This is a genomic window from Methanofollis aquaemaris, from assembly GCF_017357525.1.
GTDB classification, from domain to species: Archaea; Halobacteriota; Methanomicrobia; order Methanomicrobiales; family Methanofollaceae; genus Methanofollis; species Methanofollis aquaemaris.
This window is the reverse complement of record NZ_CP036172.1, coordinates 1,175,088-1,194,594: the sequence shown is the minus strand read 5'-3', so window position 1 is coordinate 1,194,594 and position 19,507 is coordinate 1,175,088. Positions and strand designations below refer to the sequence as shown.

General features: G+C 61.7%; 17 protein-coding genes and 1 tRNA gene. 10 read left to right on the top strand and 8 right to left on the bottom strand.

Annotated features, from left to right (window positions below; genetic code table 11):
• Positions 1–65: 65 nt before the first annotated feature.
• Positions 66–2,318, top strand: coding sequence for an efflux RND transporter permease subunit (locus tag RJ40_RS05735; protein ID WP_265582393.1), 2,253 nt, complete (start codon positions 66–68; stop codon positions 2,316–2,318).
• Between the two features lie 97 nt (positions 2,319–2,415).
• Here RJ40_RS05735 and RJ40_RS05730 read toward each other — a convergent pair whose 3' ends face one another.
• The 5 genes from RJ40_RS05730 to RJ40_RS05710 form a co-directional block, all read right to left on the bottom strand.
• A complete protein-coding gene (locus RJ40_RS05730; RefSeq protein ID WP_265582392.1) occupies positions 2,416–3,753 on the bottom strand; it encodes a methyl-coenzyme M reductase glutamine C-methyltransferase in 1,338 nt (445 codons plus the stop codon).
• A 98-nt stretch (positions 3,754–3,851) separates the two neighbouring features.
• On the bottom strand, positions 3,852–5,024 hold the full coding sequence (locus RJ40_RS05725; protein WP_265582391.1) for a YIP1 family protein: 1,173 nt from the start codon (positions 5,022–5,024) through the stop codon (positions 3,852–3,854).
• Positions 5,025–5,381: 357 nt separating this feature from the next.
• Entirely contained in the window at positions 5,382–6,695 is a 1,314-nt protein-coding gene (locus tag RJ40_RS05720; protein ID WP_265582390.1) for a PEGA domain-containing protein, read from the bottom strand.
• 131 nt (positions 6,696–6,826) lie between these two features.
• A complete protein-coding gene (locus RJ40_RS05715) occupies positions 6,827–7,900 on the bottom strand; it encodes an ABC transporter permease (RefSeq protein WP_265582389.1) in 1,074 nt (357 codons plus the stop codon).
• Entirely contained in the window at positions 7,897–9,642 is a 1,746-nt protein-coding gene (locus RJ40_RS05710) for an ABC transporter permease (protein WP_265582388.1), read from the bottom strand. The genes RJ40_RS05715 and RJ40_RS05710 overlap by 4 nt, the downstream gene beginning before the upstream one ends.
• Positions 9,643–9,779: 137 nt before the next feature.
• On the opposite strand from RJ40_RS05710, the gene RJ40_RS05705 reads away from it, so the two are divergent.
• Positions 9,780–10,667 carry an ABC transporter ATP-binding protein gene (locus RJ40_RS05705; RefSeq protein ID WP_265582387.1) on the top strand — a complete coding sequence of 296 codons (888 nt, stop codon included), beginning with the start codon at positions 9,780–9,782 and terminating at the stop codon, positions 10,665–10,667.
• Positions 10,668–10,738: 71 nt separating this feature from the next.
• Here the strand turns inward: RJ40_RS05705 and RJ40_RS05700 are convergent, their stop codons facing one another.
• Positions 10,739–11,866 (bottom strand): acyltransferase, encoded by a 1,128-nt coding sequence (locus RJ40_RS05700; protein ID WP_265582386.1) that lies wholly within the window; start codon positions 11,864–11,866, stop codon positions 10,739–10,741.
• 59 nt (positions 11,867–11,925) lie between these two features.
• On the opposite strand from RJ40_RS05700, the gene RJ40_RS05695 reads away from it, so the two are divergent.
• Positions 11,926–12,417, top strand: coding sequence for a hypothetical protein (locus RJ40_RS05695; protein WP_265582385.1), 492 nt, complete (start codon positions 11,926–11,928; stop codon positions 12,415–12,417).
• Positions 12,418–12,471: 54 nt separating this feature from the next.
• Here RJ40_RS05695 and RJ40_RS05690 read toward each other — a convergent pair.
• Positions 12,472–12,545, bottom strand: a tRNA-Lys gene (locus RJ40_RS05690).
• Between the two features lie 88 nt (positions 12,546–12,633).
• On the opposite strand from RJ40_RS05690, the gene RJ40_RS05685 reads away from it, so the two are divergent.
• From RJ40_RS05685 to RJ40_RS05665, 5 genes are all read left to right on the top strand, one after another.
• Positions 12,634–14,100, top strand: a complete 1,467-nt coding sequence (locus RJ40_RS05685) for a DHH family phosphoesterase (RefSeq protein ID WP_265582384.1) — start codon at positions 12,634–12,636, stop codon at positions 14,098–14,100.
• A complete protein-coding gene (locus tag RJ40_RS05680; RefSeq protein ID WP_265582383.1) occupies positions 14,090–14,710 on the top strand; it encodes a 6-hydroxymethylpterin diphosphokinase MptE-like protein in 621 nt (206 codons plus the stop codon). Before RJ40_RS05685 ends, RJ40_RS05680 begins: the two co-directional genes overlap by 11 nt.
• The gene (locus RJ40_RS05675) at positions 14,700–16,349 is read left to right on the top strand and encodes a radical SAM protein (RefSeq protein WP_265582382.1); all 1,650 of its coding nucleotides are present in this window, start codon (positions 14,700–14,702) and stop codon (positions 16,347–16,349) included. Before RJ40_RS05680 ends, RJ40_RS05675 begins: the two co-directional genes overlap by 11 nt.
• Before the next feature lie 158 nt (positions 16,350–16,507).
• Positions 16,508–17,083 carry a YIP1 family protein gene (locus RJ40_RS05670; protein ID WP_265582381.1) on the top strand — a complete coding sequence of 192 codons (576 nt, stop codon included), beginning with the start codon at positions 16,508–16,510 and terminating at the stop codon, positions 17,081–17,083.
• A 581-nt stretch (positions 17,084–17,664) separates the two neighbouring features.
• On the top strand, positions 17,665–18,222 hold the full coding sequence (locus RJ40_RS05665; protein ID WP_265582380.1) for a YIP1 family protein: 558 nt from the start codon (positions 17,665–17,667) through the stop codon (positions 18,220–18,222).
• 51 nt (positions 18,223–18,273) lie between these two features.
• Here the strand turns inward: RJ40_RS05665 and RJ40_RS05660 are convergent, their stop codons facing one another.
• Positions 18,274–18,777, bottom strand: coding sequence for a hypothetical protein (locus tag RJ40_RS05660; RefSeq protein WP_265582379.1), 504 nt, complete (start codon positions 18,775–18,777; stop codon positions 18,274–18,276).
• A 107-nt stretch (positions 18,778–18,884) separates the two neighbouring features.
• Here RJ40_RS05660 and RJ40_RS05655 point away from each other — a divergent pair, with 107 nt between their 5' ends.
• Positions 18,885–19,130 (top strand): hypothetical protein, encoded by a 246-nt coding sequence (locus RJ40_RS05655; RefSeq protein ID WP_265582378.1) that lies wholly within the window; start codon positions 18,885–18,887, stop codon positions 19,128–19,130.
• A gap of 207 nt (positions 19,131–19,337) precedes the next feature.
• Complete coding sequence (locus RJ40_RS05650; RefSeq protein WP_265582377.1) at positions 19,338–19,484, top strand: hypothetical protein; 147 nt, start codon at positions 19,338–19,340, stop codon at positions 19,482–19,484.
• Positions 19,485–19,507 lie beyond the last annotated feature (23 nt).

The window sequence follows — 19,507 nt, the reverse complement described above, 5'->3', positions numbered from 1 at the left end:
CCGCCCCGACTCTGCCGCATCGTCGTTGAACTGCTGCACCGGGCAGCAGAACAGGAGCATACGCAATGAAGACGACGTTTGCATATCTTGGAAGAGTCATCGCCGATCGGCCCTACCTGTTTGCAGGCCTGATCCTTTCGTTGATACTATTCTCCCTGTACGGCGCTTCATCGATCCGGATGGAGACCGGCCTTGAGACGTTCGTCGATATGGACTCCCCGGAGGGCGTGCTGCTCGACCACTACATCGAGACCTTCGGCACCGATTCGATCATCCTGATCATCGAATCGGGAGACGTGCTGGATCCCGACGTTCTGGACTATGTCGACCACCTTGCAACAGATATCTCCAACGAACAAGGCGTGGACGGGACTCGATCCCTTCCGGCAGCGATACGGTCGGTGAATGACGGCCTCGTCCCCCGTTCTGAGGCCGGCGTCGAAGAGGCGATCTCCCGTCTCCCGGCAGATGCACGGAGACAGTACGTACCTTCGGGGATGATGACGCTTCTCCTGATTACCCTTGAACCGGACCTCTCCGGCGATGCCAGGAATCAATTTCTCGACACCATCGAAACCCTCGTTTCGGTCTCGTCACCGCCTCCCGGGGTGAGCGTTTCGATCTCCGGAGATCCCGCCTTCGACAAACAGATGCAGGAGGCCATGGGCAAGGAGATGGGGCAGATGATAGGAATTGCACTCGTCCTGATGGTCGTCGCCATCGGACTGCTCTTCAACCATGTCCGCTACCGCTTCCTTCCCGTGGGGATTATCCTGTGTGGGATCCTCCTGACCTTCGGTATCATCGGGTTCTTCGACCTGCGAGTCACCTCGCCGGTCATCGGATCGTTCCCGGTGATCATCGGTCTCGGGATCGACTACGGCGTCCAATTCCATTCTCGATTCCACGAAGAGATCCGGGACAAAAGTCTGCGCGAGGCGATCGTCGCCACGCTCTCCCACGCAGGTCCGATCCTTGTCGCCATGTGTACGACTGCTCTCGGGTTCGCGGCCCTTCTCTCCTCTTCAGTCCCGATGATCAGAGATTTCGGAACCGCCTGCCTGATCGGTGTCGTCTCGTGTTTTCTGCTTGCAATCCTCGTCGTCCCCACCTTTTTCGCTCTCTTCGGCTACGGCAGGTCCGGACGCGGGCAGGACCTGACGGACGCCGCAGAGATGGGGGTGATCGGACACTACAATACATTCCTCGGAGGTCTGGCGGTAAGAGTGGCAAAAAATCCCGCTCCGATTCTTCTCGTCTTTGCGCTCGTCGCCGTCGTCGGCATTCAGTACGACGACGCTATAGACATTAATGTCGACCAGCAGTCCTTCGTACCCGAAACCATGCCGGCAAAAATCAGCCTCGAAAAGGTGGAAGAAGCGATTGGCGGGAGATCGACCGTGCCGGTGATCGTCAGGGGAGACAAGATCCTCGACCCGCAGATCCTCGAATGGATCGATACGTTCGGAACCTACGAGACCGAGCATCAAGAGGAGGTCACCACTCATACCAGCATCGCCACGCTCATCCGCGACTATAACGGCGGAACGATTCCCGCATCAGAAATCGAGATCTCGGAGGTCGTCGCACGTATTCCTGCCGAAGTACGAGACGCATACCTGATGGGCAATATGGAGGCAATGGTCGAATTCACGACCGACGATCTGGAGATCGATAGAATGGGCGCTCTGATCTCCCGGATCCGAAGCGATGCGGTCTGGCTCGAACCGCCGCCGGGGGTTGACATCCGGCCCACGGGGAGGTCCACGGCATACGGGAACGTGTACGAAGGGATTGTCCGGTCGAAGAACCAGATGACGCTCTTCGGTCTTCTCCTGATCACCATATTTATGCTCCTCGCATACCGCAGGTTCGACTCTCTGGCGCCGATCGTGCCTGTCGTCATGATCATCGGATGGAACGACCTGATCATGTACGCCCTCGACATCGTGTACACGCCGCTCACGGCGTGCCTCGGTTCGATGACCATCGGTCTTGCGATGGAGTACACGGTTCTGATGCTCGAACGATGCAGGGAAGAACTGGATAAGGGCATGGAACTCTACGAAGCCATCCGTGAAGGTGTGACGAAAATTGGAACCCCCATCACCATATCGGGACTGACAACACTGTTCGGGTTCTCGGCCATGCTTGCATCTTCGTTTTCTCTCGTCTCAGGATTCGGCCAGACGACAGTGATCACGATATTCTTCTCGCTCGTCGGCGGGATCGTCGTCATGCCTGCGATCGTTGCCCTCGTGTTGCGGAATGAGCTGGAAACGTCCGGGTACGGGAACGACGATGTAACCGAAGGATAGCGGAAGGATCGCGCGGATACCGGCAGAGCCGGGGTGAGGGGTACTGATAGGGAAAAAGGAGGAGTGTGTCCGGCGGCGACATTTGTCCCTGACTCTCTCAGGCACGCGGCGACGCCGGGGCGTCTCCCCCGTCGTACCGCTCGATCAACGCCGTCACCCTTCGCACATCCTCGCCCTGCTTCCTCGCCTCGGCGAGATAGCCATTGAAGACCTCGTCGGTGACCACATGGAGGAGAGGCTTGTACATATCGGCATGCATCGAGAGGTCGAACCACCGCGCCTCCGCTTCGCTGAGATGGAGCGAGTGATATTCGCCGGTGTGCGGGACGTAGACCGGGTTCTCCTCGTGCGGCGTGCGCAGGGCGAGGTCGGCGAGCGGCGTCTTGGGGATCGGTTCGGCGACCGAGATGAAGACATCGTCGAGCATCTCCTCCTCGATGAACGCCTTCGTCGCCTCGTAGTCCTCCGGCGTCTCGGTCGGATACCCGACGATGAAGCACCCGGCGACCTTGAGCCCGTGCTGCCGCGACCACTCGACCGCCCGGTGCATCTGCTCGACGCTCACCCCCTTGCCCATCTGCCTGAGCACCGAATCGCTCCCCGACTCGAACCCGAAGAAGAGCCAGCCGATGGTGTACTTCTTGATCGCCTCCAGCACCTCGTCGGTGAGGGCGTCCACCCTGATATCCGGAGCCGAGACGTTCTTTGGCCCGAACTCCCCGGCGAGCACTTCGAGGAGGGCGATGACGGCGTCGTTGTTGATCGTCGTCCCGTCGTAGCCGTACAGCGACCCGGTCCCGCCCGAGACCGAGACCCGGCTGACGCCCATCTCTTTGAACGCCCGCGCCTCGGCCCGCACCTCGTCGAGGTCGCGGCTCCTGATCTCGCGCCCGAAGAACCGCGGCACCTGGCAGAAGGTGCATGCCCCGGTGCAGCCGCGGTGCGTCTCGATATACACGTTCGCCCCCCGCACCGACTGCTGCCCGATGGTCACGGGGATGAGGGGCATCGAACGGTGCCGCACCGGCGCCGGAGGTGCCGGCGGGGTCAGCACCGTCCTGCCGTCGGCGTCGAAGTAGGCGATCCCCGGCAGGTCGGGAGCGACCCCGCTCTCCAGGAGCCTCGCCACCGTCTCCTCCCCCTCGCCCACGACCACCGCGTCGGGTGCGAGTTCGCCGAGCACGTACTCGGGGTACGCCGAGACCGGGCCGCCGACATAGCAGCGTTTGCCCGCCCCTCGCACCGAGGCGACGAACGCCTTCACGCGGGAGTCCATGAGGTGCTGCGTCGAGTACAGACTGAGGAGCACCGCCCCGGCGTCGCCGGCGGCGAGAGCGGTCGAGAGCCGGACCTCGTGTCCCGCGTCCCGCACCGCCCCGCCGATGAGCATGGCGCCGTAGGTGGCGATCTCAGGGGAGATGACCACGGTTTTCATCGTGTGATCTATCGGTTGCAGGACTCTTGAAAGATGCGATCAGGGCGTCGGGGAATGTTCGGTGGCGTGGGGGGGGGTCCACCGCCCCGACTCTCCTCTCAAACATCCTCGGCCGGGAGAGATCCCACCTGCCACTCCCGGTAGATCCCCGACCCTGCCGTCATCGTCCCGCCGGCATACATCCAGCCCTCGGGTTCGCCGGAGATAACGAGGTGATAGCGATCTGAATATTGATTGTTCATCCAGGCATCGAAAAACTCCGACCAACTATTCACTCCCTTGATCTCGGAGGCTATCTCGACCCGCGTCCCGTTCTCGTAGTGCGCATAGACGGGGATGGTATAGGAGTAGGAGAAACCCGGGTTGTTGCCGCGTGTCTTCACCTCTCCAGGGGGGCCCTGCGTGGGGGCGAAGAGCGACTCGTTGTCGAAGGGGTGGAGGGTGTCGATCAACTGCGGCACGACCTCTGGGCCGAACTTCCGGCTGAGTGACGTGTAGTTATGATAACTCACAGAGATCTCTTCCCCGGCGTCCATGGATGGTGCGGTCAACCTGAGATAATGCCGGCCGTCGACCTGAACAAGGGCGGACGTGACGTTCTCAGGGAGACGATCAGAATAGAATGCATCGGTGATCGGTTCAGGGCCGATGGCCGGACGGTCGCCGCATGTCGGGGCCGGGAGGAGGAACGTCACGTTCTCGATGGGTGTCCTGGTCTGGATGGAGAGGTCGTAGGTGTAGCGGGTGCTCAGATATGAGGGCCCCTCCGGGATATTGCTGAACAGCACGAAGAGGGCAATGAAGAAGAGGACGAGGGCGAACACCGGTAACGAGAGGGTTGCGACCGCGGCCCGCCCGGTCGAGGTCTCGTGAAGTTCTCTGACCCCGATGGCTGCGAGGCCCAGGCTCCAGACCCATGCAAGGACGCCGACGAGCGGGATCCATCCGAGAAGGAGAGCGGGGGTGGCGGCGTATGCGAGGGCTTTGACCGTTTCCTTGATGCCGTTCCCGCCGATGAGAAGGACGACGAAGAGGTGGAGGAGGAGAGCGGCGAGGATGAAAAGGATGACCGTGCCGATCAATCCGGTGATGACGGAGATGGTCGCGCCAAATACAAATGCCCCGGCTCCCGCCCCTGACATCGTCACGAGCCCGCCGATGACGAGAAGGCAGAGGAGGACGACGTTGACGGCGAGGAGGGCGCCGAAGTACGCGAGGGCGGCGCCGAGATCGTCGGTTCGTGCGTCTCGAAATGTCTCGAAGGGGTCCATGAGGAACCCCTGTGCTCTTTTGACGATCTTCTGCCCCATACTGAGAGTGCAGAGAGGGAAAGATATATTCGTTTGGTTTTGTGGGGCCGCAAGCGGAACGGGTCTGGCGTAGCGCCCTTGCCCTCGCACGACTGAGAGGCGGAGGACAGAATCACGCTCTGAATGATCACACCCTGCCGTCTCGCGCCTGGGGAGACCCCCGGACCTCGAGAATCACAGATTTTCTCGAACTCGCTCACGCTCCTTCCCCGCGACGAAGATAGCCGGGGGGCGGCGAAGTGCTTGGTTCCCGTCACCCTCACTGTCATGGGGAGAGGAATCGAGGATTCAACAGCACTCAAAAAAAAAGAAAAAATATTAGTGCCGCATCCGGGCGGCGATGCACCCGAAGAGGGCAAGCGCACCGAGGACCGGGAGGACCGGCGCCGGGGACTGCGTCGTCGGTGCGGGCTCGGCGAACTGTGCGGCGACCGGAGTCTTCGCACCCGCGTTCACCTGGGCGGTCGTCGTCCAGTCAGGGTGGCCGGCGAGTTTGAGGGTGACGGTGTAACTCCCCGGCGTCAGCGCCTGGAGAGTCACCGGGGACACACCCCTGTACTCGTTGTTCAGGTAGACCTCGGCCCCTGCCGGCTCTGAGGTGATCTCCATCGAACCGGTGTCGCCTGACGGGACCGCCGGGTTCAGGGTCATCCTGACCGACGACTCCTGGCCTGAGTTCACGTTCACCGACGAGGAAACATCCGTGTACCCGGTGAGTTTGAGGGTGACCGTGTGGGTGCCCGGCGTGACGCCGATGATCACGTAGCCCTCGGGGTATGTCCGGCCCTGGTACTCGCCGTCGAGATAGATGTAGGCTCCGACAGGGTTGGAGAAGACATCGATGGTGCCGGAGACCGGCTTCGGGTTCGAGTTGAGGGTGGCCGAGACATAGGTCTGCTGCCCCGCGACGACCGTCACCGGACCGGTCCACTCCTGGTAACCCGCCTCTTCGAGTTCGACATAGTGACGGCCCTCGTTGACCCCGGTGATGGTCCGCGGGGTCTTGCCCTCGTACTTCCCGTCCAGGTAGACCTTCGCACCCGACGGACTGGAGGTGATATAGAGCGAGCCGTAGCTGACGTGCGGGTTCAGGTCGGCGCGGACGCTGGTGGTCTCGCCGGCCCTGACGCGCTGGGAGCTGCTCCAGGTGTCGTAGCCGTCAAGCCGCACTTCGAGGTTGTGGGTGCCGGCGGCAAGCCCGTGGACCTGCTGGGGAGTCCGGCCGTAGTACGAACCGTCGACATAGACCTTCGCCCCGCTCGGCGAGGAACTCACCGAGAGGGTGCCGGTGGTCGGCGGGGGCGGGGTCGGGATCGGGTTGAGGGTGAGGTAGACGGTGCTGGTCTCACCGATCGCGGGGTACCCGCCGATGGGTGCCGACGCGGTGTAGTAACCGTCCTTCTCGACCTTTACCGTGTGGTACGGGGCGGCCGTCGTGAGGACGGCCACGTTCAGCTCGCCCTTCTCGATCGTGCCCTTGTAATCATTGTCAAAATATACCGCTGCGCCGTCGACGTTGCAGCGGACCTCGATCCACGCCTGGTCGCCGCCGAGCGTGGCCGCGGCGACAGGTGCGGCAAGGAGGAGGAGCATCAGTATTGCTCCGGCCAGAATGGGCCTGTATGTGTCCATAGTAGATCCAGCTTCAATTTCGAGTTTTTCTATTTACTTCTTCCTCTTTCTTCTCGAACATTCGCTGGATCTTTTGGATAACTGTGATGATCCTCAGTGATATTTCTGGAATATGGAGAGGTTCGGGCCGTTCACCCGCGGGCGCGGTTTCCCATCGCCCGTGCGTACCGCCCGGCAAGGAGGGCGAGGACGACGGCACCGAGCACCGAGGCCGCGACCATCATATACTCCCACGGCCCGGCGGCGCCGGCCGAGAGGAGGACAAGGAGGTGGCCGGGGTTGCCGGGAACCGCGAGGGCGGCGAGGATCACCGCGACGAGGGCCGTCGAGTAGACGAACTGGGCGGCCGTCCGCTCGCGGTAATGGAGGGCCGTGACCCCGCCGAGGAGGATGAGGGCCAGGGACGCCGCCGAGACGAGGGCGAGGACGGCGAAGGCGTTCTCGATGAAGATCCCGTTGACGGCCAGGAGGAGAAGCCACGCCCCGGCCTGGAGCGGGACCAGGATCCATGCGGCGAGCACCTTGCCCCAGAAACACTCGACAAAGGTGACCGGGGTGGAGAGGAGGGTCTCGAGGGTCTGGGCGCCGTACTCCTCGGTGACGAAGTCGATGACCAGGCTTGCCGAGATGATCGCGGGCAGGAAGAGGAGGAGCGGGATGAGGAGACCGTAGACGAAGAGGAAGAAGGTCTGCCCGCCCTCAGACTCCGGCACCGCGAGGTCGACCGGGACCGCGGCGAGCCTCCCGCTCCGCACGTCCCTGAGTTCTTCTTCATAGGCCTCGAAGGCGTCCTTGAGTCCCGCCGACGCGACGGCGCCCTGGATGTCGTTCTTGATCGTGTAGAGCGTGACCTTCACCGGCCCCTCGGCGTCGGGCGGGGTGTCGGGGACATAGACCACGGCCGAGAGCTGACGTTCCTTGAGGGCGGCGACCGCCTCGGAGAGGTTCATGGGATAGACGGTGAACCCTCCGGGTTCTTCGAGGAGTCCGGCGAGCGGCGAGTCCGCGCCGGCGTACCCGATCGCGAGTCCCCCGCCCTGTTCGCCGAGGGCCGCCGGGTCGTAGAGCGAGGTGAGCCCGACGACCAGGAACGAGGAGAACATGGCGATGAAGACCTGGAGGAGGATCGCGAGCACGATCGTCCGCTCGCTCTTCACGCCGCGGAGATCTTTTTTTGCAATGGTCCAGACATGACGTGCGTTCATAGGGCGCCTCCGATGAGGACGAAGTTATAGAGGGCGTGGACGCACCCGGCGGTGAGCACCCCGAAGGGGTAGGCCCGCGTCCCGCCGATCTTGAGGTAGGCGGCGACGATCGCGGCGCCGACGGTGTGGAGGAGGAAGGGCATCCAGAGGAGGCCGACGCCGGAGAAGAGGACGTCGCCGAAGACCGAACCGGTGACCTGGGAGAGCATCACGAAGAGGAGGAGTTTCTCGCCGAGGAGGAACCCCAACCCGGTCGCCGCGGCGGCGATCCCGAGCGTCTTCCATCCCGGCGCCCCTCCCGCCCGCCTGAAGAGGGCGGCGATCCCGACCGACTTGAAGACTTCCTCGGTGAGGGCGGCGAGGAGGATGAGACAGACGATCGAGAAGGGGAGAGGGAGGTTGAAGAGGAGGACCAGGTACATCATCTGGACCATGAAGACGAGCGGGATGGAGAGGATGTTGAGGGCGACGAGCGAGGCGAAGGGGTGGCCTCTCGCCATGGCCCCGGCGACGAAGGCGGTGATCTTGGCGGTGAGTCGTTCCTGCGAGAAGAGTCGTTCTTCGTTGAAGTTTTTGATACAGAGGAAGAGGATCGCGGCGGTCCCGAGGTAGAAGAGGGCGGTGGCGTAGACATAGTCGGCCGCCCCAAACCCGCTCCCCTCGAAGAGGAGGACGACGAGGGTGAGCGGGGAGACGAGGCTGACCGCGTGGACGTTGGCGAAGACCGTGGGGAAGAAGAGGTAGGCGGTCATCACCGTTGAAAAAAAGATGGAGAGGAAGGAGAGTTCCCTGAAACTCCGGGCGGTCATGCCGATGAGGAGGGCGGCGGCGAGGAAGAAGAGGATCACGGGGATCAGGGGGAGGAGGACGGCGAGCGGGCCGCCGGTGACGAGGAGGATCGCCGCCGAGACCGCGAGCATGAGGAGGAAGTAGGGGAGGGCTTTGCCGGCGATGATCGTCCCCGGCCCGGCGGGGGTGGAGAGGAGCACCTCGCCCCGTCTCCCGCTGCGTTCGTTGGCGATGGCCATCATGAAGAACTGGGAGGTGAAGTAGAGCGGGAAGATGAAGACGAAGACGTAGATGAGTGAGTCGAAGGGGAGGGGCGGGGAGAGTTGGGACGGGGTCTTGAACCGTCCGAGTTCGGGTTCGTCCTGTTGGTCGCCGCCGAGGACGCGGTCCACCTGGTCGGTGCCTGCCGGGACTCTGGCGGCGGTTTCTCTGAGGGCGTCTTCGTCGATGCCGAGGTCGGCCGCGGGGGTCGGGACGGCCTCGACGGTGCCCGAGGGTTTTGGTGCGGAATGTGATGGCCGCTGCATGCCGGCGCTCGTCCCTGCCTCGGTGGCGGTGAAGTCGAGTTCGCTTCTGACCTCGGTGGTGTCGATCCAGAGGGGGTAGGCGGCGAAGAGGTCGTCGGCGGTGCCGTATATGGTATTCTGGTAGTGGCGGTAGGTGGTCTCGAAGGCGGCGAGCGCGGCCTCGCCTTTCGCGGACCTCGCCACCCAGACCTGTCCGCCGGTGACGATCAGGTCGTATCTGTCGGCGTCTTTCAGGATCGCGGCGAGGTCGGTATGGGTGGTCGAGAACCTGGGGTCGCCGGCAAGGATGGCGGCGGCTGCGTCGTCGTCGGTGGCGGCGGTGTAGATCCCGTCGTGGAGGTGGACCCCGCTCTGGGCCGTGAGGCCGGTGGCCAGGAGGAGGGCGAGGAGGAGGACGGCGGTGACGGGGAGGACTTCTTTGCTCATCGAGGTGAGAGAGCGTCTGGTCTCCCAGCGTGCGATGGTGAGGGCGGTGCGAATGCTGATCTCGATCGACTCCTGCTCAGTGGTTTGGTCTGAATGGGATATGATTTATCCGGTTTCCGGCCAGAAGATTCCTCAGAATGATCTCGGCACATGATCTGGTGAAGGAATACGGCACCTTCCGCGCCCTCGACGGCGTGAGTTTTGACCTGGAGGACGGGGAGGTGCTCGGGATCGTCGGGCACAATGGTGCGGGCAAGACGACGCTCCTCAAGATCCTCTCCGGCCTTTCCCTCCCGACGGCCGGCGGACTGGAAGTGGGCGGGGCCGACGTCCTCGCCGACCCCTCGGCGCTCAAGCGGACTCTTGGCTATCTGCCCGAGGAGTCGCGGCTCTACGAGACGATGAAGGTCTATGATTACCTCGCCTTCTTCGGCGAGATCTACGGTCTTGACCGGGCGACGATCCGGGCGCGGGGAGGTCGTCTCCTCGCCTCGCTCTCCCTCGATCCCGGCGAGAAGAAGATCGGCGAACTCTCGAAGGGTATGCGCCGCAAGGTCGCGATCGCCCGTTCGCTCATCCATGATCCCTCCTTCCTGGTCTATGACGAACCGACTTCAGGTCTCGACCCGATGACCGGGCGGTTCATCGGCGAGTTTCTCAAGGGTCTGGGCGAGGAGGGCAAGACGATCGTCCTCTCGGCCCACAATCTTTTCCAGGTCGAGGCGGTCTGCGACCGGGTGATGATCCTCAGACGCGGCCGGATCGAGGCCTTCGGGACGATGGCCGAACTTCGGGAGCGGTTCGGCTCGCTCACCTATGCAGTCTTTTTCACGGTGCCCGACCCCGGTCTCCTCGACTCCGATCTCTCGTTCTCGCGGGCCGAGGGGGTGTACCTGGCCGAGGCCGCGGATGTCGAGGGGATGAACGCGGTCACCGCGGCGGTCACCGCCGCGGGCGGGCGGGTGGAGCGGGTCGAGTCGAGGTACCCGTCGCTGGAGGAGATGCTCGTCGCGGTGGGGCGGTAGAGTCGACCCTCTCCTCCCTGACAGTCGGTGTCAGGACTACCCCACGGTCAAAAAAATATTATTTGTGGCCTCTATCTGGTGCTCCCGATGATATATGTGCTATAGGGGATTTTCTGGAGAATCTCCACAGAGATATAACTCAGAATAAGGGTCAAACAAAATGTCAGCGGGTAGAAGAACCAATTGTTCCAGTCGAACCCAAACTTCGGGAATACCAGCACAAGCATATACAAGATGAATGCGTGAACCAGATAGATCCCGAATGAATAATGACCGATTTTTTCGAGCAACTTGAATATCACGGTTTTACTGGAGAGAAGGTGCAGGGAGATGCTGAAGCAGAGGGCAAAGATAACCACATAATACAGGGGAGTTATCGCAACAGTAAGCCCGTGCCAGTATTGTCCTGCAAAAGGCATGATTGAGGTTATATCAATTTTAAAGTACTCCCGGGCGTATTCGAAGACGCCAAGGATTGTGCAGCAGAGCAGAGGAACTGACATGCAACACAGTGATGTATTAGACCCAGATTTCAGCAGCAATTCATCATATCTGCTCCGTACAACCATCCCTAATATGAAATAGAAGAGATATCCCATGAATTTGGTGGCAACCCCCAGTATGGGTGTGGCAACTCCGAGAATGAATACATCGGGAAGAGGACATAATCGGTAGATCACTCCTATGAGGAAGGATGCAAGGAGGAGTTCGAAAACTCTGCCTCGTGATTCAAAAGAGCGGTATATCCAGAGTATGGCGGGGTAAAGGAGATAGAGCTGGATGATCAGGACAAAAAACCAGAGATGGTAAAAACATCCCCCTGTCGCGTATCGATAGATAATATGCGGGATGTCAAGGTTGACCGATTTTGCAAGCACAATCGAACCGATATAGGTCATTGCCAGGTAAAAGGTAGAGAAGATGAGATAGGGTGGGAGGGTGGACTTCAGTCTTTTTTCATAAAATTTTTTGAGATCTATTGTGCCGGAATATTTATTGTACAAAACAAAGCCTGAGATGGCTATGAAGAGCGGAACGGCAAAGTGAGAGAAGGCATCAATTGCCATATCTACCGTCGCCAGCAGATTGATGGTGCTCATCTGTGTGAAATATGTTGAAACATGGATGCTGATCACGGCCAGGATTGCAAAAGCCCTTAAAATATTAATCTCATCAAAGTATCGCACCCTGTTTGCCATTATCTTTTTTTTCAAAATATCCATTTGTTATATTTTTGAAATGGATGTTATTTTATCAGTTGTGTGGAATCACCACATTTTTCAGGATCTTTTTCTCTGCCTTCCTGCTCGAATCGATCGCACAGGAGTTTGGGGGGTGGTCAAACCCTCTGGTAGAAGAAAGGAGTGCAGCGTATATTGAAACAGAGATCAAACGAACTTCTAGGACTTCTCTCGTGGCGCTTATCCGATTCTACGCCTTCTTTCATCCTCTCGCCGAGGGCGCTGCCCCCGAGACCCCTGGGATTGCGATTGTGGAGGGAAGGCGGAGGAGAGATCGTGCGGAGGGTTCTGTCATCCCGGTAGACTTCCTGAGGTTCTCATTGAGGTGGGTGGTGTGGGGCGGCAATCTGTCGAAGAGGCAGTCCAACCCTCTCACGGATCTGCCCGTCCTCTATTCCCGTTCTAATTTCCAGCAGGCGAGTTCTGCGGCGACTTCCTCCGGTGGGGAGGGTGTGACTGTCTCATTGCTCTTCGAAAATATTCCCTCTGCAATATCGGCGCCCTGCTGAGCGCACGCACTCTTGAGGGTTGAACATTCACAAAACCATCGGAGCAAAAAGGAACGGGCCTGAAGGGATTTGAACCCCTGGTCTACGGATTAAGAGTCCGTCGCTATGCCTGACTAAGCTACAGGCCCCTGTACTTTGACTCTAATATGTTGGTTGAACTCGTATATATACCTTGTGGCGATGGATAGTTATTCGGTCAAGTCCCATCAGTCTCTAATGGCCGATGCAGCTCAGCCCGGGTCGGCCGGGAAGATCAAATACCTCATCTGCGGCTGCGGAAGCATGGGATACAATATCGTGGAGGAACTCCTCAAGGAGACCGACTCGATACTGATCCTCGATCGGGACGAAAAACGCGTCGAAGATCTCCGCGACCAGAAATATGAAGCAATTGTACGAGAACTCACCGATCCCGAGGTGCTCGACGACCTCCCGGTTCCCGAGGTGGTGTTCGTCCTCACCAACGACAAAGACGCCAACCTCGCCGTGGTCAGGACCGCCGAGATCAAATTTCCCCTCGCACACCTCATCGCCCGCGCCACCGACCCGGTGAGCAAGGACATGCTCACGACGGCCGGGGCGGACGTCGTTCTCTACCCCCAGGAGGTCGTCGCCAAGAGCGCCGTCCACCACATCAGGAGACTTTCAGCATCCAGAATAGCACGCAAACTCTATACTCTCCTCGGCTCATGGGAGGGCACCCTCGGAATTGTCGCCCACACCAACCCCGACCCCGACTCGGTCTCGAGCGCGATGGCCCTCGCAACGATCGCGCGCGAGGCCACCGGAGGAGCGCTGGTGACCAGGATCCTCTACGACGGGAACGTGGGCCACCAGGAGAACCGCGCCTTCGTCAACCTCCTGGACATCACGATGGAGACGATCACCCCCGAGAACCTGGCCGAATGCGATCACCTCGCGCTGGTCGACTCCTCGGCGCCGGGGGTGAACAACGCCCTCGACAAAGAGGCGCGGGTCAACATCATCATCGACCACCACAAGAACGGGACTCACGACACCAGTGCGGTCGACTTCGTCGACATCAGGCCCGGCATGGGGGCGACGGCGAGCATCATGACCCAGTACCTCCAGGAACTCGACATCCCGGTGGGCAAGAAAGTGGCGACCGCCCTGCTGTACGGGATCAGGGCCGACACCCGTGACTTCAGGCGCAACATCACGCCGCAAGACCTCAACTACGCGGCCTTCCTCCTCCCGCTCACCGACCGGGAGATCCTGGACAAGATCATGTCTCCGGCAGTCTCGCAGGAGACCCTCGACGTGCTCGGCAACGCGATCAAAGGGCGGGAAGTCTTCTCCGGATACCTCTTCACGAACGTGGGCTACCTGCGCAACCGCGACGCCGTCCCGCAGGCCGCCGACATCCTCATCAACCTCGAAGGCGTCAACACCGCCATCGTCTACGGGATCACCGACTCGAACATCATCTTCTCGGCACGGAACCGGGACATCAGGATCCATATCGGCAAGGTGCTCGAAGAGGCCCTCGCCGAGATCGGGGAGGGCGGCGGCCATGCGAACATGGCGGCGGCGGTCATCCCGCTCAACTATTTCTCGCTGGTCAAGGAGAAAGAAGACCTCCTCGAACTGGTCATCGACCCCATCCTCAAGAAGATCCGGCGGATCGTGGGGCTGGAAGACGAGGCGAAGCATGAAGTTTGAGGAGTGGGAACCGCTCTACGAGGAAATTCTCGCGTACTTCGCGTTTGAACGCGAGGGCGACGAGGAGGCGGCCAGGATCCTTGCCGACCTCCTCCCCCGCGACGATCTCCCGGCGCTTCGCGCCCTCATCGAGGGGAAGACGGTCACGGTCTGCGGGAACGCACCCTGTCTCCCCGACGAGATCGAAACGATCGAGGGGACGGTGCTGGCGGCCGACGCCGCGGCCGAGGTGCTCTTTGGCCGCGGGGTCAGACCCGACGCCGTCTTCACCGACCTCGACGGGGCGACCGACGTGCTCCTCGACATGAACGAGGCCGGGACGGTCGTCGTCGTCCACGCCCACGGCGACAACATCCCGCTCGTCCGTCACTGGACGCCGCGGTTTGCCGGGCCGGTGGTCGGGACGACGCAGGCCGCACCCTTCGGGCGGATCCACAACTTCGGCGGGTTCTCCGACGGCGACCGTGCGGCCTTCGCCGCCCACGACCTCGGAGCAACCGTCGTGCACCTCGTCGGCTTCGACCTCGACGACCCCGACGTCGACCCGGTCAAGCGCGGCAAACTGGCCTGGGCGCGCCGTCTCCTCGCCCTCCTCGGTCATGACCTCTGAAGCCTTTATTCTGGACGGGTATGTGGACGAACCCGCATGCCTCGGCGTCCCGCCCTATATTTCTCCGTACATAAGGTACTGCGCCGGGGTGCTCAAGGACCGCGGGTATGCGGTGCGCTACACCACCATCGACGCCGTGCGCGAGGATCCGGCCCTCCTCAGGGCCGCCGGCGACGCCGCACTCCTCCTGGTCATCGCCGGGATCACGGTGCCGGGAAAATATCTCGCCGGCACGCCGGCGACCCTCACCGAACTCTCGCAGATCGGCACGCTCCTCCGCGGGCCGACGACGGTGATCGGCGGGCCGATCGGGTTTGGGTATGCGCCGCAGGGCGGGGCGAAGGCGGTCGAGACGGCGGTGGCCGGGTTCGACCACCTGCTCAGGGGGTCGCCGTCGGCCGCCCTCGACGCCCTCCTCTCCGGCGGCGAACCCGAGGGGACGGCGAACTATGCCGATATCGATCGCTGGAGCGTGCTCGGTGCGGGCGTGGTGGCCCAGCACCCGATGTTCCCGCGGGTGATGCTCGAACTCGAGACGGCGCAGGGGTGTGCCCGTGCGGCCGGCGGCGGGTGTTCGTTCTGCACCGAACCCTTCTACGGCCTCCCGCGTTACCGCTCGGTCTCGGGCCTGGCCGCCGAGGTGGCGGCCCTCCACGAGGCGGGCGCCCGCCACTTCAGGCTCGGCCGACAGCCCGACCTCCTCGCCTACGGGACGAGCGGCGAGGCCGAGTTCCCGCGGCCGCGGCCAGACCTCATCGAAGATCTTTTCACGCGGGTCCGTGCGGCGGCGCCCGACCTACTGACGCTCCATATCGACAATGTCAACCCCGGCACCATCGCCCGCCACGAGGAGGAGAGCCGCGCCGCCCTCGAAGCGGTGGTTGCCGGCCACACCCCCGGCGACGTCGCCGCCTTCGGCATGGAGACCGCCGACCCGGCGGTGATCGAGGCGAACAACCTCAAAGCCCTCCCCGACGCGGTGCTGCGGGCGATCGAGATCGTCAACGAGGTCGGCGGCGCACGCCGGGACGGGGTGCCCGACCTCCTGCCGGGGATCAACTTTGTCTGCGGTCTGGCCGGCGAGACCCCGGCGACCTACGAGCAGAACCGGGCCTTCCTCCAGCAGGTGCTCGACGCCGGGCTGATGGTCCGCCGGGTGAACATCAGGCAGTTGATGCCCTTTGCCGGGACCAGGGCCTACGAGGAGAACACCCTGGGCAAACATGCCCGCGAGTTCCGGGCGTTCAAGGAGTGGGTGCACAAACATTTCGACCTCCCGATGCTCCAGCGGGTCTTCCCGACCGGCACGCTGCTCAGGGACGTGGGGGTCGAGGTGCCGGGCGCGACGAGTTTCGGGCGGCAGATGGGGTCGTACCCGATCCTCGTCGGCCTCCCGCTCCAGGTGCCCGCCGGCACGCTCCTCGACGCCGTCGTCGTCGGGTGGGGACACCGTTCCGTCACCGCGCTCCCGGCGCCGATACCGGTGAACACCCTCCCGCACACTGCACTGCGCTGGATCCCCGGTATCGGGAAGAAGACGGTGGCGAAGGTGATCGTGAAGCGGCCGTTCCATGACCTGGCGGGCTTCCGGAAGGTTGCAGGCGAGACCAGGGTGGAAGAGTTTCTCTCGTTCGAGTGAGGCGGCGGGGCGATCATCAAGAAGGCGGCACCGTACAGGACCGTATCAGGTGGGTGACGGCTGAGGTGAAATCTCACTCTGCGATTTTTATTCCTGAAAAGAAATGCAATGTGGCCCGGAATAATTAAATCCAAACACTCTGCATTTCTATCATTATCATGTCGCCTGACATCATCGAAAAAGCGAAAGGGTTCATCACGGACCCGGTAGAGACATTCAGGAATGCAAAAGGTGACGACCTCGGCGAGGTGCTCACGTACTTCGCCGCCATCCTCGCGGTCTACGCCGTCCTCACCGGCCTCATGACGATGGCCGGGTTCGGTTCGTCATATTCCGAGATCACCGGCATGGAAAGCGCGACCGGCATCGTCGCGGGTATCAGTGCGATCGTCGGGACATTCATCGGCGAGATCATCGGCCTCGTCGTCGTCGGCCTCATCGTCCACATCCTCGTCGCCCTCCTCGTCGGCGGGAACGGCCTCGAAGTGACCATCAGGGCCCTGGCGTACGCCGCCACCCCCAGCATGCTCCTCGGGTGGATCCCGGTCATCGGTTTCCTTGCGCTGCTCTGGACCGTGGCCCTCGCGGTCGTCGGGATCAGGGAGTTCCACGACACCACGACCGGGAAGGCGGCGGTCGCCGTGCTCCTGCCGGTGGTCGTCCTCTTCGGGCTCTTCATCGTCCTCATCGTGATGGTCGCCGCAGTGGCGGTCGCCGCCGGTGCGATGGCGTGAGGGGGAAGATGGAAGCGATGGGGGAATAGATCCCCTCTGTTTTTTTTGGTCCGGGCCGGTGAGCGGTTCTTCGAGTCTTCTTAGAAATGGAGATGGGGACAGCCGTGGCGATCCACCGGGGAGAACGCACCGCGGAGATGAGTGCCGGATTTTTGTGTGCGGTGTGGGGGAGCGATACGCTGCCAGGCTACGATAACGCTGTTGTTTTTGATCGAAGGATGGCTGTGGTACATCCTGGAGAGTTCGGCGGCCTGTCTGATTGCCCGCCTTCCTCCATGCTCTCGCCGGGGGCGCCGCCCCCGGACCACCGGGATTGTGATAGGGACGGGAAGGCAAAATCAATGACCATGAAGAGAGGGTTGCCGTCCCCGGTCCTATCCTGACGCGAAGGCCTGGGGGGCTCTGGAAGATTGTTACAGAGCCGGTATTTTTTCATTTTTTGCCGGGAAGGGAATTTTGAGTCAAGATGAATAGTTGAAAACTCTATATCACACACATAAAATCGTTAAAGATGATTAAAATCCTGGAATATTCGTCGCTCATGTAGATAAAAATAAATAAAACTGTTTTATATTCCTATCATGTCTCCAGACATTGTTGAACGAGTGAAAGGGTTCCTCCTGAACCCCGTAGAGACCTTCAGAACCGCACACGGTGACGACCTCGGCGAGGCGCTCAAATACTTCGTCGCCATCCTCGCCGTCAACGCCGTCCTAATCGGCCTCATGACGATGGCCGGGTTCGGCGCCCTCCCCGGCATGGGGGCCGGGGGCGGGATCGTCGCCGGTATCAGTGCGATCATCGGCGGGATCATCGGCGGGATCATCGGCCTCTTCGTCGTCGGCCTGATCATCCATATCTTCGTCGCCCTTATCATCGGCGGGAACGGTCTCGGCGAGACCATCAAGGCCCTGGCGTACGCCGCCACCCCCGGCATGCTCCTCGGGTGGATCCCGATCCTCGGTTTCCTCGCGTACCTCTGGACCGTGGCCCTCGCGGTCATCGGGATCAGGGAGATCCACGACACCACGACCGGGAAGGCCGCGGTCGCTGTCTTCATGCCGGTGATCATCCTCTTCGTGCTTTTCGTGGCGTTCCTCGCCTACTTTACGATCAGCCCCTCCTTTGAGGTGGTCTGAGACCCCTGTTCTGAGGGAGGGGGAAGTAACCCTCTCCCTTTATTTCTCCCCTCAGGCCAGGGCGGCGACGCCGTCGGCCCAGGTCTCGATCGCGTCCCGGATCGCGTCGTCCTCGTAACTTGAGATCCGCACCGAGGTGCGGGTGAAGACGACGAAGTAGACCTCGCCGTTTGCGGCGTGGCACCGCAGGCGGCAGGCGTACGACTCGCGGTCCGGGTCGGCGACCGCGGAACCGCCGACCGCGGTTTCGAGGTCGGTGTTGCCGAGGAGTTCGGTCTTCGCGGCGTTGAACCCGGCGAGCGTCGGCGCACGGGCCGAGGCGTTTCCGATGACCCCGCCGAACTCGTCCTCGTAGACGATCCGGGCGGTATAGGTCTCGGCGGCCTTCTCGACCGCGGCGTGGGACTCGCCGGCCCCCTCCCACGGGGTGCACCCCCACGGGTTGTTCGTCAGGACATTCTCGATGACGCCGTTGAACGCGGCGGCATCGGCGATCGGTGCGGTGAGTTTGCGCACCGACGTCTTGTTCGTGGTGGACAGGACAAAATCTGCCATCTCTCTCTCTCCTGCCAGGACTCCCGGGATGTCGCCGGCACACCTCTCTATTACCATAAGTAATATTAATCTGTCTTAACCGCTATTTTGAGATCGAGGAGAGGACGATGGCCGCCGAGCGGGACCTGCGGGAGATGATCGTCGAGACGAACCGGGACGTGAAATGGATCTGCCGGACGCTGGAGCGGATGGAAGAACGCGACGCCGAGATGGAGACGCGACTGCGGGCGCTTGAGAACTGGCAGAGCGAGAAAGTCGGTGAGGAAAGGAGGGAGCGGGGGATCGCCGCCGGCGCCGGGGGAGTCGTCGGGGGGATCGCGGCGGTGGTGGTGCGGGTGATGGGGTGGGGATAACCTCGTTTACGCCCCGACCATGTCAGTGAGAGATTCCTCGCGATCAGGTATGTGGCCCCATCACGCATCATCACGCATCATCACGTACTCATCACGCATCATCACGGTGATCTCCCGTCTCCCTGAACTGGACATCGTGCATGTCCCGCCGCGACGTGCCCCGTCGTTCAAGAACATGCTTTGCCATCGGTGAAGGAACTCGTGCGCATGGTGATCGTGAAGCCGAGGGGCGTGCTGACGATCTCGGGTGCGGGCATCGCGGAAGGCCCGGATGATCCGTTCGATCCCCGACCCGTAACGCTCCACGAGTCCGGCGCGATAAAAGACACCGGCGATTTTTTCATGGGCAGGTGAAGAGGTGACGCCCCGTTCACATT